The sequence below is a fragment of the Streptomyces sp. CRCS-T-1 genome, from assembly GCF_024442335.1.
Taxonomy (GTDB): domain Bacteria; phylum Actinomycetota; class Actinomycetes; order Streptomycetales; family Streptomycetaceae; genus Streptomyces; species Streptomyces koelreuteriae.
On sequence record NZ_CP101651.1, the window covers coordinates 7815089 to 7830196 of the forward strand.

Sequence of the window (15108 nt, forward strand, 5' to 3'; positions counted from 1 at the left end):
CTTCGTCATACGGATTTTTGATTCCGCTGTACGGAAAATGGAGGGTATGGGATGGGGCAGGGCCGGCAGGAGAAGGTGGCGACGAGCCTCGCGGGCGCCGTCAGCGAGGAGATCAGCGCCTCCCTCGCGGCGGTCGACGCCGACCTGGAGCGCCGCTACCCCGGAGACCCCGGCACCCGTCAGCCCGTCCACACCGTCTATGTCCCCGGTGACGTCTTCGCCGCCGACACCGTCCGCTCCTGGGGCGACCGCGCCCTGGCGGCCCTCGACGAACACGCGCCGGACGCCGCGTCCTTCGCCGCCGTCCTCGGCCTCGCCGAGGAACTCGCCGAGCCCGTCCACGCGCGCGTGCGCGCCAAGCTGGAGCGCGAGCCGATCGAGGACCTGCGCGTCGACTTCGAGGACGGCTACGGCAACCGCCCCGACGCCGAGGAGGACGAGGCCGCCGCCCGCGCCGCCCGGCTGATCGCCGAGGCGTACGAGGAGCGCACCGCGGCCCCGTACATGGGCATCCGGATGAAGTGCATGGAGGCGCCCGTACGCGACCGGGGCATCCGCACCCTCGACATCTTCCTCACCGGCCTGATGGAGGCCGGCGGCCTGCCCCGCGGGCTGGTGCTCACCCTGCCCAAGGTGACGTACGCCGAGCAGGTCACCGCCATGGCGCGGCTGCTGGACGCCTTCGAGAAGGCCCACGGCCTGGAGCCCGGCCGGATCGGCTTCGAGATACAGATCGAGACCAGCCAGTCCATCCTCGCCGCCGACGGCACCGCCACCGTCGCCCGCATGATCCAGGCCGCCGAGGGCCGCGCCACCGGCCTGCACTACGGCACCTTCGACTACAGCGCCTGCCTCGGCGTCTCCGCCGCCCACCAGGCCAGCGACCACCCCGCCGCCGACCACGCCAAGGCCGTCATGCAGGTCGCGGCGGCCGGCACCGGCGTCCGCGTCTCGGACGGCTCCACCAATGTGCTGCCCGTCGGCCCCACCGAGAAGGTGCACGCCGCCTGGCGCCTGCACTACGGCCTCACCCGCCGCGCCCTGGCCCGCGCCTACTACCAGGGCTGGGACATGCACCCCGGCCACATCCCGACCCGGTACGCGGCCGTCTTCGCCTTCTACCGCGAGGGCTACGAGCAGGCCGCCGCCCGTCTCGCCCGCTACGCCAACCGCACCGGCGGCGACGTCATGGACGAACCCGCCACCGCCAAGGCCCTCAGCGGCTACCTGCTGCGCGGCCTGGACTGCGGCGCCCTCGACATCGGCGAGGTCGCCCGGCTGACCGGCCTGACCCGCGCCGACCTGGAGAGCTTCGCGACGCCCAGGCGGGCGGACCTGACGGCGTCCGCCTGACCGCGTCGCCGTGACCGGGCCGGCACGTACCGGCCCGGTCACAGCCGTCGCCGCCGGCTGTCGTCGTCATCGCCGCCCCGTACTCTGTACGCCACGTACTGACGTGTCGGTGGATCCAGTGGTGTCACAGGAACGGGGCAGCGGTGTCAACGGGGGAGTACGGGCAGACCGAGGGGGCCGGTCGGCTGCTGGCGGGCCGCTATCGCGTCACGGCCCCGCTGGGCCGCGGCGGCATGGGCATCGTCTGGAAGGCCGTCGACGAGGTCCTCGGCCGTGAGGTCGCCGTCAAGGAACTGCGCACCTACACCGATGTGGCCGGCCCCGAACTGGCCGCGCTGCGCCTGCGGATGCAGCGCGAGGCCCGTGCGGCGGCCCGGGTGCGCCACCCCGGCGTCATCGCCGTGCACGACATCGCGGAGGTCGACGGCCGGCCGCTCATCGTCATGGAACTGGTCGACGGGCCGTCCCTGGACGACGTCCTGCGCGAACGCGGCACGCTGGACCCGGGCGAGGCGGCAGGGATCGGCGCCGAGGTCATGGACGCGCTGTCCGCCGCCCACCGGGCGGGCGTCCTGCACCGCGACGTGAAGCCCGGCAACATCCTGCTCGACCGCTCGGGCCGGGTCGTCCTCACCGACTTCGGCATCGCCACCATGGACGACCCGGGCGACGGTTCGACCACCCACCTCACCCGCAGCGGCGAACTCGTCGGCTCCCTCGACTATCTGGCCCCCGAGCGCGCCCAAGGCGCCGACCCGGGCCCCGCCTCCGACATCTGGGCCCTGGGCGCCACGCTGTACGCGGCCGTCGAAGGGGCCTCGCCCTTCCGCCGTACGTCCACGTTCTCGACGCTCACGGCGATCGTCACCGAGCCGCTGCCCGAGCCCCTGCGGGCCGGCCCTCTCGGCCCCGTCCTCCAGCGGTTGATGGACAAGCGCCCCGAGTCCCGCCCGGAGGCCGACCAGGCCCGAGAGCTGCTCCAGTCGGTGGCGGACGCGCGCGGTACGGACACACCGACCTCTGTGCTGCGAGGCGCTGCGGCATCGCCCCAGCCCCAGCCCCAGCCCTCGCCACCGCCCCCGGAGACGGAGCGGAGCGTTCCGGCGGTACCGCCGGGGTTCGGACCACCGCAGCATGTCCAGCCGGGCAGCACCGCCCTCGCCGCCTCCGCGCCCACGAGCCCGGTCAACTCCGTCCGCCCGCCCCGCCGTAAGCCCCGTGTCCTGCTCGCCGCCGCGGCCGCCGCCGTCGTTCTCGCCGCAGCCGGTGTCACGGCAGCCGTGCTCAGCGACTCCGGCGACAAGGAAACGGGCAGCCGGACCGACGCCGCCCGTGCGGATGCCGCGGCCTCCTCCGAACCCGGCCGCACCGACGACGGCTCGAGCGCACCCCGGCCCACCGAGCAGGGCGACGAGAAGGGCAAGGCCCCCTCCCAGAAGCCCGACGGCAAGAAGGCCCCGGAGCCCACCCCTTCGGCCCCGTCCAAGCCCTCAGGTGGCAGCGACACCGAAGGCGGTTCCGGCGACGGCGGGACGAGCGGCGCTCCGACCACCCCGGCCCCCGAAGCGGCCTGCCACGCCATCGGCGGCGGCAAGTACAACTGCCACGTCTGGAAGACCGCCGACTCCCACACCGCCGTCGGCACCAAGGTCGGTGTCCTCAACGCGGGCACCAACTACTTCTACTGCCAGCAGAATCTGGGCCGCCGCGTGACGGAAGGCCGGTGGACCAACGTCTGGTGGGCGAAGACCGACGACGACAGCGGCAACACGGACGTCTGGGTCAGTGACGTCTACGTCAAGGGCGGGGACAACGACGCGCCGGTCCCAGGGCTCCCGGTCTGCTGAGACCCCTCCGGCCCGGAATCGACGTACCGTTCCAGGCCGGAGGCGGTCACCAGCCTCTCCTCGATGAACAGCCGCGTGCCCCGCTCGCACAACCGCCGGTCACCGCGGGCCCGTGAGCTGAACTCCTCGGGCACCGCGCCGAACAGCTCCCTGAACCGCGGCAGGGTGGAGAGCAGTTCGGTGAGCAGCTCCCGCTGGCCCGGGTGGGTGCGCGGCGCACCGGTGCCGTCGTGCAGGACCCCGTGCCGGTTGACGTACGCGTACGCGCCGGGCAGCCGGGTGCCGTCCGCGAGGTCGATCCGCACCTCGGGCGCGGGCAGCCAGGCCCGGTTGAAATTGCCGCTCGGCACCGGCGCGCCCTCGCTGGCGTCGATCACCGCGAGCTGCTCGTCGTCGAGCCAGAGGACGAACAGCTCCCGCACGGTGTCCGGGGCGCTGACGGGCGAGGCGGACATGTACCCCATGCGGCTCACATGCGCCGAGACGCCCGCGTCGACCCCCCGCACCCGCGCCTTGACCATCGGGAGCGGGGACATGATGCCGAACTCGGCCATCTTGTGCCGCAGTTGTCCCGGGCAGGCGTTGGAGCCGATGGCGAGGACCGGGGTGCGGTCCTCGTGCACGAGCTGCTCCAGCGGCAGGAAGCGGTCGCCGTCCAGAAGGCCGGAGTCGGCCGGCCACGCGCCCGGATACAGCAGCGGATGCTCGCGCGGCGCCTCGGCCAGGCCGAGGGACCGCAGCGTGCGATCGGTGAGGTGATCCATGGGCCGCTCAGTCCGCCGGGGGCAGCTCACCGGAGCCGCGGGTGATCAGCCGGGTCGGCAGCTCGACGCGTTCGGGGGCGATCTGGGTGCCGTCGAGCTGCCGGAAGAGACGTTCCGCCGCGGTGCGGCCGATGTCGGCCGCGTCCTGGGCGACAACCGTGACGCCCGGCTGGAGCAGATCGGCCAGCTCGATGTCGTCGAAGCCGACCAGGGCGACACGACGCGCGTGCTCGGCCAGCACGCGGATCACGGTGACCGTCACCCGGTTGTTGGCCGTGAAGATCGCGGTGACCGGGTCAGGCCCGGACAGCATCTCCTCGGCCGCCCTGCGCACCCGCTCGGGGTCGGTGACGCCGAGGGACATCCAGGACTCCGCCACCGGTATGCCCGCGTCCTCCATCGCGGCCCGATAGCCGCGCAGCCGCTCGGCGGCGGTGTGGATACGGGGCATGTCGCCGATGAAGCCGATCCGGCGGTGCCCGTGCGCGATGAGATGGGCGACGCCGCCGCGGGCGCCGCCGAAGTTGTCCGACAGGACCACATCGGCGTCGATGTAACCGGCCGGCCGGTCCACGAACACCGTGGCGACGCCCGCCTTGAGCTCCGGTTCCAGGTACCGGTGGTCGTCACCGGCAGGGATCACCACCAGCCCGTCCACCCGCCGTGCGCACAGGGCCAGTACCAGCTCCTGCTCGCGCTCCGGGTCCTCCGCGCTGGAGCCGTTGATCAGCAGGGCGCCGTGCGCGCGGGCCACCTCTTCGACCGAGCGGCTCAGCGGCCCGTAGAACGGGTCCGCGAGGTCCTCCAGGACCAGGCCGATGCTGGCCGTGCGGCCCTTGCGCAGCACCCGCGCGCTGTCGTTGCGCCGGAAACCGAGGGCGTCGATCGCCTCCTGGACCCGCCGCTCCGTCTCCGGGGTGACCCCCGGCTCCCCGTTCACCACCCGGGAGACCGTCTTGAGCCCGACTCCGGCGCGTGCCGCGACGTCCTTCATGGTCGGCCGGGTGCCGTAGCGCGTTGCGGATCGGAGGGGGGTCTGGGGCACGGTGCGGTGTCCTGTCCTGTCGTCCACGGGGGTGCGTCGGTCCGGGGTTTGTATGAGGATGTGGCGTCGAGCATAGAGCCTGGACAACGTTGTCAGGCTCGGGGGAGACTGTCCACCGCAATCTCCGGCCCGCGCACCCGTGCGGGACCGGTGCCGCTCGGCGTTCTTTCTCATGGTTGACGGGGAGATCCGACACTGATGCACACCGACCTCGTGGCCGCGCTCGACATCGGCGGCACCAAGATCGCCGGCGCTCTCGTGGACGGCCACGGCCACATCCTCATCCGCGCCCAGCGGCCGACGCCCGCCCGGGAGGACGGCGACACCGTGATGCGGGCCGTGGAGGAGGTGCTCGGCGAGCTCACCGTGTCGCCGCTGTGGGGGCGCGTCACGGCCGTGGGCATCGGCAGCGCCGGGCCCGTGGACGCCTCGGCGGGCACGGTGAGCCCGGTGAACGTGCCCGGCTGGCGCGGCTATCCGCTCGTCGGACGCGTCCGGGCCGCGGCCGGGGACCTGCCCGTGGAGCTGATCGGCGACGGTGTGGCGATCACGGCGGCCGAGCACTGGCAGGGCGCCGCCCGGGGCCACGACAACGCGCTGTGCATGGTCGTCTCCACGGGGGTCGGCGGCGGTCTGGTGCTCGGCGGCCGGCTCCACCCCGGGCCCACCGGCAACGCCGGCCATATCGGCCACATCAGCGTGGACCTCGACGGAGATCTGTGCCCGTGCGGCTCGCACGGCTGCGTCGAGCGCATCGCGAGCGGTCCCAACATCGCCCGGCGGGCCCTGGAGAACGGCTGGCGGCCCGGCCCCGACGGTGACACCTCCGCCGCCGCGGTGGCCGCCGCCGCCCGGTCCGGCGACCCGGTCGCCCTCGCCTCCTTCGAGCGTGCCGCCCAGGCGCTGGCCGCCGGGATCGCCGCCACCGCGACCCTCGTGGAGATCGACATAGCGGTGATCGGCGGGGGAGTGGGCAAGGCGGGCGACATCCTCTTCGCCCCCCTGCGCAAGGCTCTGAGCACCTACGCGACCCTGTCCTTCGTCCGGAACCTGACGGTGGCACCGGCCCAGATGGGCACCGACGCCGGCCTGGTGGGCGCCGCGGCGGCAGCACTCGCGAAGCGGCCGGACGCGGCCGCGGCCGGGGTGTGAGCACGGGCAGGAACGTTCAAGCGGTGGGGTCGGAGCGCCTCTCCGGCCCCACCCGTCCCTGAGCCGGAGGGAACCACTCCGCCCCGGCGCGGCATCTGGCCCGGCGTGAGTGCCGGGATGCTGTTCTTCGGGCTGGTCTTCATGGGCGGGTGGGCGGCGGCTCTCGGGGCGCTGGTGTTCGCCGTCGTCACGCTGGTGCGGGTCCGGCGGCACGAGTGGGTGCGCCGCCAAGGGCACCCCGCGGTGCGGCTGCTGCTGCCGGCGCCCGCTTTCCGGCGCTTCGACGTGGCGCTCGCCGTGACGGCCCTCCTGGCCGACCTGTGGTTCGTGTCGGCGATCGTCGTGTTCGGGGCGGACGGCGTCTTCACCGAGGACTGGATGGGCTACCCCGGCATGGTCGACTCCACCGGTCGGGGCTACCAGGCCGCGGTCGTGGACGCGCTGCGCTCCACCGCGTGGTGGACCGTCGGGATCGCGATGCTCGGCCGCTGCTGGATCACGGCGGGTGTGCAGGTGTGCCTCCTGCCGCTCGCGGCCTGGTGGATCGGAACGTTCGACACGTACTTCACCTGACGGGCCCCGGCCCGGAACACCGGCTTTTCCCTCCGAAATCGTCCGAATGTCCGTGCGATGTGGCACGATCCGGCATGTGACCAGCAGACCCACCTCAGAGCAGCGCCTGCGTGACCTCGCGCGTCTGCGCCGGGTCAAGGACCGGATCGACCGGGAGTACGCACAGCCGCTGGATGTCGAGGCGCTGGCCCGGGGTGTGCACATGTCGGCCGGGCATCTCAGCCGCGAGTTCCGGCAGGCGTACGGCGAGTCGCCGTACAGCTACCTCATGACGCGGCGCATCGAGCGGGCGATGGCCCTGCTGCGCCGGGGCGACCTCAGTGTCACCGAGGTGTGTTTCGAGGTCGGTTGCTCCTCGCTGGGCACCTTCAGCACCCGCTTCACGGAGCTGGTCGGCATGCCGCCCAGCGCCTATCGGCGTGAGGCGGCGCGGGCGACCGCGGGGATCCCGTCGTGCGTGGCGAAGCAGGTCACCAGACCGGTCAGGAATCGAGAAGCGCCCGCCCAGAGCCGAAACTAGCGTGGTGGCCATGGACCTCAACATTCACGCCAGTTTCCTGCCGCACGACGACCCGGACGCCGCTCTGGCGTTCTACCGCGACACCCTCGGCTTCGAAGTCCGCAACGATGTCGGGTACGAGGGCATGCGCTGGATCACGGTCGGTCCCGTCGGCCAGCCCGGCACCAACATCGTCCTGCACCCGCCGGCCGCCGACCCGGGCATCACCGAGGACGAGGGCCGCACCATCGCCGAGATGATGGCCAAGGGCACCTACGCCAGCATCGTCCTGGCCACCACCGACGTCGACGGCGCCTTCGAGCGGCTCCAGGCGGGCGACGCCGAGGTGGTCCAGGAGCCGGTGGACCAGCCGTACGGCGTCCGCGACTGTGCCTTCCGCGACCCCGCGGGCAACATGATCCGCATCCAGCAGCTGAAGCCGTGACGCCGTAGCGGCGGCCGGTCCCCCAGAGAGCCCGTCCCCCGCACCGCACCCCCGGGTCCGGTGCGGGGAAAGAACGTCCGAGCGACAGATGGAGACACGATGAGCAAGGCCACGACGACGGACAGACGGTCGCCCGGGCCGCACGCTGCCGACAGCCATGACGTGATCCGTGTGCACGGTGCGCGCGAGAACAACCTCAAGGACGTCAGCATCGAGATTCCGAAGCGCAGGCTCACGGTGTTCACGGGCGTCTCCGGCTCGGGCAAGAGCTCGCTGGTGTTCGACACGATCGCCGCGGAGTCGCAGCGGCTGATCAACGAGACGTACAGCGCCTTCCTCCAAGGCTTCATGCCGAACCTCGCCCGCCCCGAGGTGGACGTGCTCGACGGGCTGACCACCGCGATCACCGTCGACCAGCAGCGCATGGGATCCGACCCGCGCTCCACCGTCGGCACCGCCACCGACGCCAACGCGATGCTGCGCATCCTCTTCAGCCGGCTCGGCACCCCGCACATCGGCCCGCCCGGCGCGTTCTCCTTCAACGTCGCCACGGTCTCGGCGAGCGGCGGCATCACGGTCGACCGGGGTGCCGACAAGACCAAGACGCAGAAGGTGACCTTCAGCCGCACCGGCGGCATGTGCACGCACTGCGAGGGCCGGGGCAAGGTCTCCGACATCGACCTCACCCAGCTCTTCGACGACTCCAAGTCGCTCTCCGAGGACCCGTTCACCATCCCCACCTACACCGGGGACGGCTGGGTGGTGCGGGTCATCGCCGAGTCGGGCTTCTTCGACAAGGAGAAGCCGATCCGCAAGTACACCAAGAAGGAGCGGCACGACTTCCTGTACCGCGAGCCGACCAAGGTGAAGATCAACGGCGTCAACCTCACCTACGAGGGGCTGATCCCGAAGATCCAGAAGACCTTCCTCGCCAAGGACCGCGAGTCGATGCAGCCGCACATCCGGGCCTTCGTGGACCGGGCGGTCACCTTCACCGAGTGCCCCGAGTGCGACGGCACCCGGCTCAGCGAACTGGTCCGCTCCTCCCGGATCGGCAAGGTCAACATCGCCGACGCCTGCGCGATGGAGATCCGCGACCTGGCCGAATGGGCCCGCCGGATCGAGGATCCGTCGGTGGCCCCGCTGCTCGCCAAGCTCCGGCACACCCTGGACTCGTTCGTGGAGATCGGGCTCGGCTATCTCTCGCTCGACCGGGCCTCGGGCACCCTCTCCGGCGGCGAGGCACAGCGCACCAAGATGATCCGGCACCTCGGCTCCTCGCTCACCGACGTCACGTACGTCTTCGACGAGCCGACCATCGGACTGCACCCCCATGACATCCAGCGGATGAACAACCTGCTGCTGCGGCTGCGCGACAAGGGCAACACCGTGCTCGTCGTGGAGCACAAGCCGGAGACGATCGCCATCGCCGACCATGTCGTGGACCTCGGCCCAGGCGCCGGCACGGCGGGCGGCACCGTCTGCTTCGAGGGCACCCTGGAGGGGCTGCACAAGAGCGGCACCGTCACCGGCCGTCATCTCGGCGACCGGGCCGCGCTGAAGGAGACGGTCCGCGAGCCCACCGGCACCCTTCCGATCCGCGGGGCGACGGCGAACAACCTCCAGGACGTCGACGTCGACATCCCGCTCGGCGTGCTCACCGTCGTCACCGGGGTCGCCGGCTCCGGCAAGAGCTCGCTCGTGCACGGTTCGATTCCCACCGACGAGGGCGTGGTGTCGATCGACCAGACCGCCATCCGCGGCTCCCGGCGCAGCAACCCGGCGACGTACACGGGACTGGCCGACCCGATCCGCAAGGCCTTCGCCAAGGCCAACGGGGTGAAGCCGGCGCTCTTCAGCGCCAACTCCGAGGGCGCCTGCCCCACCTGCAACGGCGCCGGTGTCATCTACACCGACCTGGCGATCATGCAGACCGTCGCCACCCCCTGCGAGGTGTGCGAGGGCAGGCGGTTCGACGCGTCGGTACTGGAGTACCGCTTCGGTGGCCGCGACATCAGCGAGGTGCTGGCGATGTCGGTGGCCGAGGCCGAGAAGTTCTTCGGCGCCGGTGAGGCACGCACCCCGGCGGCCCACCGGATCATCGAACGGATGGCGGACGTCGGACTCGGCTACCTCACCCTCGGCCAGCCGCTCACCACCCTGTCCGGCGGCGAGCGGCAGCGGCTCAAGCTGGCCACGCACATGGGCGACAAGGGCGGGGTCTACGTCCTCGACGAGCCGACCACCGGACTCCACCTCGCCGACGTGGAGCAGCTGCTCGGCCTGCTGGACCGGCTCGTCGACGCCGGCAAGTCGGTCATCGTCATCGAGCACCACCAGGCGGTCATGGCGCACGCCGACTGGATCATCGACCTCGGCCCGGGCGCCGGACACGACGGCGGCCGGATCGTCTTCGAGGGCACCCCGGCCGCACTCGTCGAGGCCCGCTCCACCCTGACCGGGGAGCATCTCGCGGCCTACGTGGGTGCCTGACGCGGACGCGAGAGGCAGGCTGAACGGCCCATCCCGGCGCGCGTCCGGCGCCCTCCCCGCGCACCCTGGTGGCATGGCGTCCGTGAAGCCCGTCGTGGTCTACCCGCCCGCCGCGGACGGCGGCAGGCGGGTCCGTGTGGACGATCAGTTCCTCGGGATCGCCTATGGGCTGCTGGACGTCGCCGAGTTCCTGCGGCGGGCGGGGATCGAGGACGCGGACGCGGCGTACGCGGCCTCGTCGGGGCTGATCGAATGGCGCGGCGGCGGGCCCGGGACCTGGGACGACGGTTCCGGATGAAGCCGTCGTGTCGCCCGAACGGCCCAGTGGCGTGACCCCGGAGCGGTTCCGGCAGTTGAGTCGGTCATGAAGAAGCGCAGCATGCTCGCCATCGCCTCCCTGGCCACCGGCTTCGTCGTCGCGGCGGTCACCCCGTCGCACGCGGTCGCGGAGAAGCTCCCCGGGATCAACGTGGACGAGACCCTCAACACGCTCAACCAGGCCGTCGGCAAGGACGGCCTGTCCGTGGCCGGAAAGGACGGCCTCCAGAAGAAGGGCGCCCAGAAGAAGGCTGCCCACAAGAAGGGCGTTCAGAAGAAGAAGGGCTGACGAGCCGCTCCGGCCCCGGCCCACGGCGCCGGCGCTCCCCGTGCGAGGGGAGCGCCGGCGCCGTCGTCATGCGCCCTCAACTGGGGCTGGTTTCCGTGGCAGGGTGGAGCGGGCAAGCCTCAGGGGGCCAACAGAAGAGGGGGACCTGTGACCGTCGTCTGGATCAACGGCGCGTTCGGTGCGGGGAAGACCACCACCGCACAGGAACTGATCGAACTGATCCCGAACAGCACGCTCTTCGACCCCGAGGTCATCGGCGGAGCGCTCCGGTATCTGCTCCCGCCCAAGCGCCTCGCCGAGGTCGGCGACTTCCAGGACCTGCCGATCTGGCGGCGGCTCGTGATCGACACGGCGGCCGCGATGCTCGCCGAGCTCGGCGGGACCCTGGTGGTCCCGATGACGCTGCTGCGGCAGGAGTACCGCGACGAGATCTTCGGCGGCCTGGCCGCGCGCAGGATTCCGGTCAGCCACATCCTGCTCGCTCCGGCCGAAACGATACTGCGGGAGCGCATCGCGGGCCGCGAGGTGCCACGGGACCTCCCCGACGGGGAGATACGAATACGCCAGTGGTCCGCCGACCACATCGAGCCGTACCGGGCCGCGCTCGCCTCCTGGCTCACCGCGGACGCGCACCCGGTCGACACCAGTGACCTCACCCCGTACGAGACCGCCGTCCGCATCGCCGAGGCCGTGCGGAGCGGCTCCGTGCCGGCCTGCGACATCGTGCAGACGCCCGAGCCCACCGCCGAGACGCTCGCCGCCGGTGTGCTCCTCTTCGACGAGCAGGACCGTGTGCTGCTCGTCGACCCCACCTACAAGGCCGGCTGGGAGTTCCCCGGCGGAGTGGTCGAGCCGGGTGAGGCGCCCGCACGGGCCGGTGTGCGGGAGGTCGCCGAGGAGACCGGCATCCACCTCGACGAGGTGCCGAGCCTGCTCGTCGTCGACTGGGAGCGCCCCGCGCCCCCCGGCTTCGGCGGCCTGCGCCTCCTCTTCGACGGCGGCCTCCTCGACTCCGCGGCGGCCGGCCGGGTGCTGCTGCCCGGGCCGGAGCTGCGCGGCTGGCGGTTCGTCACCGAGGAGGAGGCCGCCGACCTGCTGCCACCGGTGCGCTACGAGCGGCTGCGCTGGGCCCTGAGGGCGCGCGAACGCGGAGCGGCGCACTACCTGGAGGCCGGGGTGCCGGTCGGCTGAGCCGGGGTCTGCGTGGGCGCCCTTTACCCGGCGCGGGGGATTCCGAGGGAAAAGCGAGAGGAAACGCACCCGGCGACAATGTCAATCACCGCCCAAGGAATCTCCCTCATTCCCTCACGTGGCGGGTAATCACATTCCCCGCTCTCGTCAACACTTTTCCATGACCGCAAACAATCCCTTTTCTGACCCCTGTGCGGCTTGACCGGCCTCGCACGGCATTGCGAAAGTCCGCAATGTCTCACGGCGGCGTTCACGACCGCCACTCAATTTCCTTGCCTCAGGGGCAGATCCAGGATGTCCGTACGATGACCACGCAACACCAGCCGGTCGACACCGGCGGCGGCACCGCGCTGCTGACCGAGCCGTCGACGCAGGACAGCAGACCCGGCGGCCCCGTCGTCGCCGGACGTTCACCGGCCCGGATGGCCTGGCGGCGGATCAGGCGGGACAAGGTCACCACGGCCGCCCTGGTGGCCACCGTCCTGTTCATCGTGATCGCCCTGCTCGCGCCCGTCCTCACGGCGCTGACCGGCTGGGGGCCGATCACCCCCGACAACAAGGCGATCAACCCGGACACGGGCAATTTCCCCTACGGATCGCTGGGCGGCATCAGCGCCCGGCATCTGCTCGGCGTCGAACCGGGCACGGGCTACGACCTGTTCGCCCGCATCGTCTACGGCCTGCGCACCTCGCTGTACGTGGGCCTCGCCTCGGCGGTGCTGTCCACCGTGGTCGGTGTCGTCGCGGGGCTCGCGGCCGGCTACTTCGGCGGCTGGGTCGACTCGCTGCTGTCCCGGGTCATGGACGTGATGCTGGCGTTCCCGCAGCTGCTGTTCATCATCGCGCTCACCCCGGTGATCCAGAACGCGCTGCAGACCAACACCCACGGCGGCACCGACGAGAACCTCCGCCTTCTCGTCCTGGTCCTCAACATCGCCGTCTTCGCCTGGGCGTACACCGCCCGTCTGGTGCGCGGACAGGTACTGTCCCTGCGCGAGCGGGAGTTCGTCGACGCCGCGCGGCTGATGAGCGCCGGCCGGCGGCACATCCTCTTCCGGCAGCTGCTGCCCAACCTGTGGGCGCCGATCCTGATCTCCTTCGCGCTGGCCGTCCCGCAGAACATCACCACCGAGGCGGCCCTGTCGTACCTGGGCGTCGGCGTCATCCCGCCCAACCCGGACTGGGGTGCCCTGCTCTCGGACGCCTCCCAGTTCTTCCTCCAGGACCCGATGTACCTCTTCGTGCCCGGCGTCCTGCTCTTCCTCCTGGTCCTGGCGCTCAACCTCCTCGGGGACGGCGTCCGGGACGCCCTGGATCCCCGCGCCCGGCGCGGCTGACCGAGCCACCCCCCCCTCCGAGTGTCGGCCCGGCGGCCCCACGAACGGCCGCCGCGCCCGTAGCAAGAAGGAGTTTCCTCAATGACGCGCAGCACGCGCAGATCGCGCACGGTCGCTCTCACGGCAACCGCCGTGGTGATCGCCCTGGGAGCCACCGCATGCGGAGGGTCCTCCGGCGCCGGCGGCAGCGGCGCCCCCGGCAAGGGCGGCACGCTGACCGTTCTCGACAAGGCGGACTTCGACCACCTCGACCCCCAGCGCGTCTACACGACCGAGGGTTCGAGCATGGACGAGGAGATCGTCCGGACCCTCACCGGCTGGGACGAGACGGGCTCGACGCCGAAACTGGTCGGCGACCTGGCCACCGACACCGGAACGCCCAGCAAGGGCGCCACCGTCTGGACCTTCCATCTGCGGCACGGCGTCAAGTACCAGGACGGCGCCGAGGTCACCGCACCGGACATCAAGTACGGCGTCGAGCGGTTCTTCTCCTCCGACATCAACGGCGGACCGCCCTACGCGGGCCAGTGGCTCGTCGGTGGCTCCGACTACAAGGGCCCGTACCAGGGCAAGGAGCTCGACTCCATCGGGACGCCGGACAAGTACACCATCGTCTTCCATCTGAACCAGCCGGTGGCCGACTTCAACGAGACCACCGCGATGCCCGGCTGGGCGGCCGTGCCCAAGGCCCATGACACCGGCTCGACCTACGACACCCATGTGTGGTCCGACGGCCCGTACATGATCAAGTCGTACACCAAGAACAAGGAACTCGTCCTCACCCGGAACAAGAACTGGTCCCAGGCGACCGACCCGATCCGGCAGCAGAACGTCGACGAGATGGACGTCAGATTCGGCCAGGACGAGTCGGCCATCGACCAGCAGATCAAGGCCGACGCCGGCACCGCCCAGACGTCGATCCAGCAGTGGCCGATCGCCGGCTCCGACCTTGCGTCGCTCGCCAACGACCCTTCCTTGAAGAGCCGTTACTACAAGATCCCCGCGCCCGGCATCAACTACCTGGCGATCAACACCACCCGCGTCAAGGACCTCAAGGTCCGCCAGGCGATCGAGTACGCCATCGACAAGACCACGGTCCGCGGCGCCTTCGGCGGCTCCGCGTACGGCGACTACGCCACCTCCATGCTCAGCCCCGGCATCGGCGGCTACCAGAAGTTCAACCTGTACAGCGCCAACCCGGCCGGCAACCTCGCCAAGGCCAAGGCCCTGATGAAGCAGGCCGGCAACCCCAAGCCGGCCATGTCGATCGCCGTGGAGAACACCCCCACCCAGGAGCACTTCGCCGACGCCGTGAAGACCGCGCTGGAGCGCATCGGCATCCACGTCAACATCAGCCCGATCGACGCGGCGAACTACTTCAGCACCGTCGACAACACGAAGAACCAGTACGACCTGACCTGGGGCGACTGGATCGCCGACTGGCCGAACGCCTCCACGGTGCTGCCCACCCTCTTCGACGGCCGGCTCATCAAGAAGAACCCGCAGGCCAACCAGGACCTGTCCTACCTGAACGACCCGAAGGTCAACGCGCTGATCGACAAGGCCGCCACGATGACCGACGTCAAGCAGCGCAACGCCGCCTACGGCCGGATGGACCAGCAGATCCTGAAGGACGCCGCCGTGGTCCCGCTGACGTACATGAACTTCAGCGACATGTCCGGCTCCAAGGTCGGCGGTGTCATCCCCGACACGATCCTGGCCGAGCCGAGCCTGGTCCACGTCTACGTCAAGCACTGACGCCTCTTATCTGAACCCCGCCGGCGGTTCCGGCCGCCGGCGGG

Annotated in this window: 14 protein-coding genes; 12 read left to right on the forward strand and 2 right to left on the reverse strand. The window is 71.2% G+C overall.

From position 1 onward, the window contains the following. The first annotated feature begins 51 nt into the window (after positions 1–51). Both NNW99_RS35355 and NNW99_RS35360 read left to right on the forward strand, forming a co-directional pair. On the forward strand, positions 52–1353 hold the full coding sequence (locus tag NNW99_RS35355) for an aldolase/citrate lyase family protein (RefSeq protein WP_215123241.1): 1302 nt from the start codon (positions 52–54) through the stop codon (positions 1351–1353). A gap of 143 nt (positions 1354–1496) precedes the next feature. Then, entirely contained in the window at positions 1497–3200 is a 1704-nt protein-coding gene (locus NNW99_RS35360; RefSeq protein ID WP_215123242.1) for a serine/threonine-protein kinase, read from the forward strand. Here NNW99_RS35360 and NNW99_RS35365 read toward each other — a convergent pair. Beyond that, positions 3146–3964 (reverse strand): hypothetical protein, encoded by an 819-nt coding sequence (locus NNW99_RS35365; protein ID WP_215123243.1) that lies wholly within the window; start codon positions 3962–3964, stop codon positions 3146–3148. The two genes, NNW99_RS35360 and NNW99_RS35365, sit on opposite strands and share 55 nt — an antisense overlap. Positions 3965–3971: 7 nt before the next feature. Beyond that, positions 3972–5036, reverse strand: coding sequence for a LacI family DNA-binding transcriptional regulator (locus NNW99_RS35370; RefSeq protein WP_215123244.1), 1065 nt, complete (start codon positions 5034–5036; stop codon positions 3972–3974). Positions 5037–5207: 171 nt separating this feature from the next. On the opposite strand from NNW99_RS35370, the gene NNW99_RS35375 reads away from it, so the two are divergent. From NNW99_RS35375 to NNW99_RS35420, 10 genes are all read left to right on the forward strand, one after another. Next, positions 5208–6161 (forward strand): ROK family protein, encoded by a 954-nt coding sequence (locus tag NNW99_RS35375; protein ID WP_215123245.1) that lies wholly within the window; start codon positions 5208–5210, stop codon positions 6159–6161. A gap of 105 nt (positions 6162–6266) precedes the next feature. Then, positions 6267–6734: a hypothetical protein gene (locus NNW99_RS35380; RefSeq protein ID WP_251058015.1), complete on the forward strand. Its 468-nt coding sequence runs from the start codon at positions 6267–6269 to the stop codon at positions 6732–6734. 46 nt (positions 6735–6780) lie between these two features. Then, positions 6781–7254, forward strand: a complete 474-nt coding sequence (locus NNW99_RS35385; RefSeq protein WP_370869180.1) for a helix-turn-helix transcriptional regulator — start codon at positions 6781–6783, stop codon at positions 7252–7254. A 10-nt stretch (positions 7255–7264) separates the two neighbouring features. After that, the gene (locus NNW99_RS35390; RefSeq protein ID WP_215123247.1) at positions 7265–7678 is read left to right on the forward strand and encodes a VOC family protein; all 414 of its coding nucleotides are present in this window, start codon (positions 7265–7267) and stop codon (positions 7676–7678) included. A 99-nt stretch (positions 7679–7777) separates the two neighbouring features. Beyond that, positions 7778–10171, forward strand: coding sequence for an excinuclease ABC subunit UvrA (locus tag NNW99_RS35395; protein WP_215123248.1), 2394 nt, complete (start codon positions 7778–7780; stop codon positions 10169–10171). Between the two features lie 73 nt (positions 10172–10244). Continuing rightward, a complete protein-coding gene (locus tag NNW99_RS35400; protein ID WP_215123249.1) occupies positions 10245–10469 on the forward strand; it encodes a hypothetical protein in 225 nt (74 codons plus the stop codon). 66 nt (positions 10470–10535) lie between these two features. Beyond that, positions 10536–10778, forward strand: coding sequence for a hypothetical protein (locus tag NNW99_RS35405; protein ID WP_215123250.1), 243 nt, complete (start codon positions 10536–10538; stop codon positions 10776–10778). Positions 10779–10925: 147 nt separating this feature from the next. Then, positions 10926–11969, forward strand: coding sequence for an NUDIX hydrolase (locus NNW99_RS35410; protein ID WP_215123251.1), 1044 nt, complete (start codon positions 10926–10928; stop codon positions 11967–11969). Between the two features lie 305 nt (positions 11970–12274). Beyond that, a complete protein-coding gene (locus NNW99_RS35415) occupies positions 12275–13306 on the forward strand; it encodes an ABC transporter permease (protein WP_215123252.1) in 1032 nt (343 codons plus the stop codon). A gap of 81 nt (positions 13307–13387) precedes the next feature. Beyond that, a complete protein-coding gene (locus NNW99_RS35420) occupies positions 13388–15064 on the forward strand; it encodes an ABC transporter substrate-binding protein (protein WP_215123253.1) in 1677 nt (558 codons plus the stop codon). The last annotated feature ends 44 nt before the right edge of the window (positions 15065–15108 follow it).

Excerpts from the sequence above, each read along its gene's own strand:
- NNW99_RS35355 (WP_215123241.1), top strand. The coding sequence starts at position 52 with ATGGGGCAGGGCCGGCAGGAGAAGGTGGCGACGAGCCTCGCGGGCGCC.
- NNW99_RS35365 (WP_215123243.1), bottom strand. The coding sequence starts at position 3,964 with ATGGATCACCTCACCGATCGCACGCTGCGGTCCCTCGGCCTGGCCGAG.
- NNW99_RS35375 (WP_215123245.1), top strand. The coding sequence starts at position 5,208 with ATGCACACCGACCTCGTGGCCGCGCTCGACATCGGCGGCACCAAGATC.
- NNW99_RS35385 (WP_370869180.1), top strand. The coding sequence starts at position 6,781 with ATGTCCGTGCGATGTGGCACGATCCGGCATGTGACCAGCAGACCCACC.
- NNW99_RS35390 (WP_215123247.1), top strand. The coding sequence starts at position 7,265 with ATGGACCTCAACATTCACGCCAGTTTCCTGCCGCACGACGACCCGGAC.
- NNW99_RS35395 (WP_215123248.1), top strand. The coding sequence starts at position 7,778 with ATGAGCAAGGCCACGACGACGGACAGACGGTCGCCCGGGCCGCACGCT.
- NNW99_RS35400 (WP_215123249.1), top strand. The coding sequence starts at position 10,245 with ATGGCGTCCGTGAAGCCCGTCGTGGTCTACCCGCCCGCCGCGGACGGC.
- NNW99_RS35405 (WP_215123250.1), top strand. The coding sequence starts at position 10,536 with ATGAAGAAGCGCAGCATGCTCGCCATCGCCTCCCTGGCCACCGGCTTC.
- NNW99_RS35415 (WP_215123252.1), top strand. The coding sequence starts at position 12,275 with ATGACCACGCAACACCAGCCGGTCGACACCGGCGGCGGCACCGCGCTG.
- NNW99_RS35420 (WP_215123253.1), top strand. The coding sequence starts at position 13,388 with ATGACGCGCAGCACGCGCAGATCGCGCACGGTCGCTCTCACGGCAACC.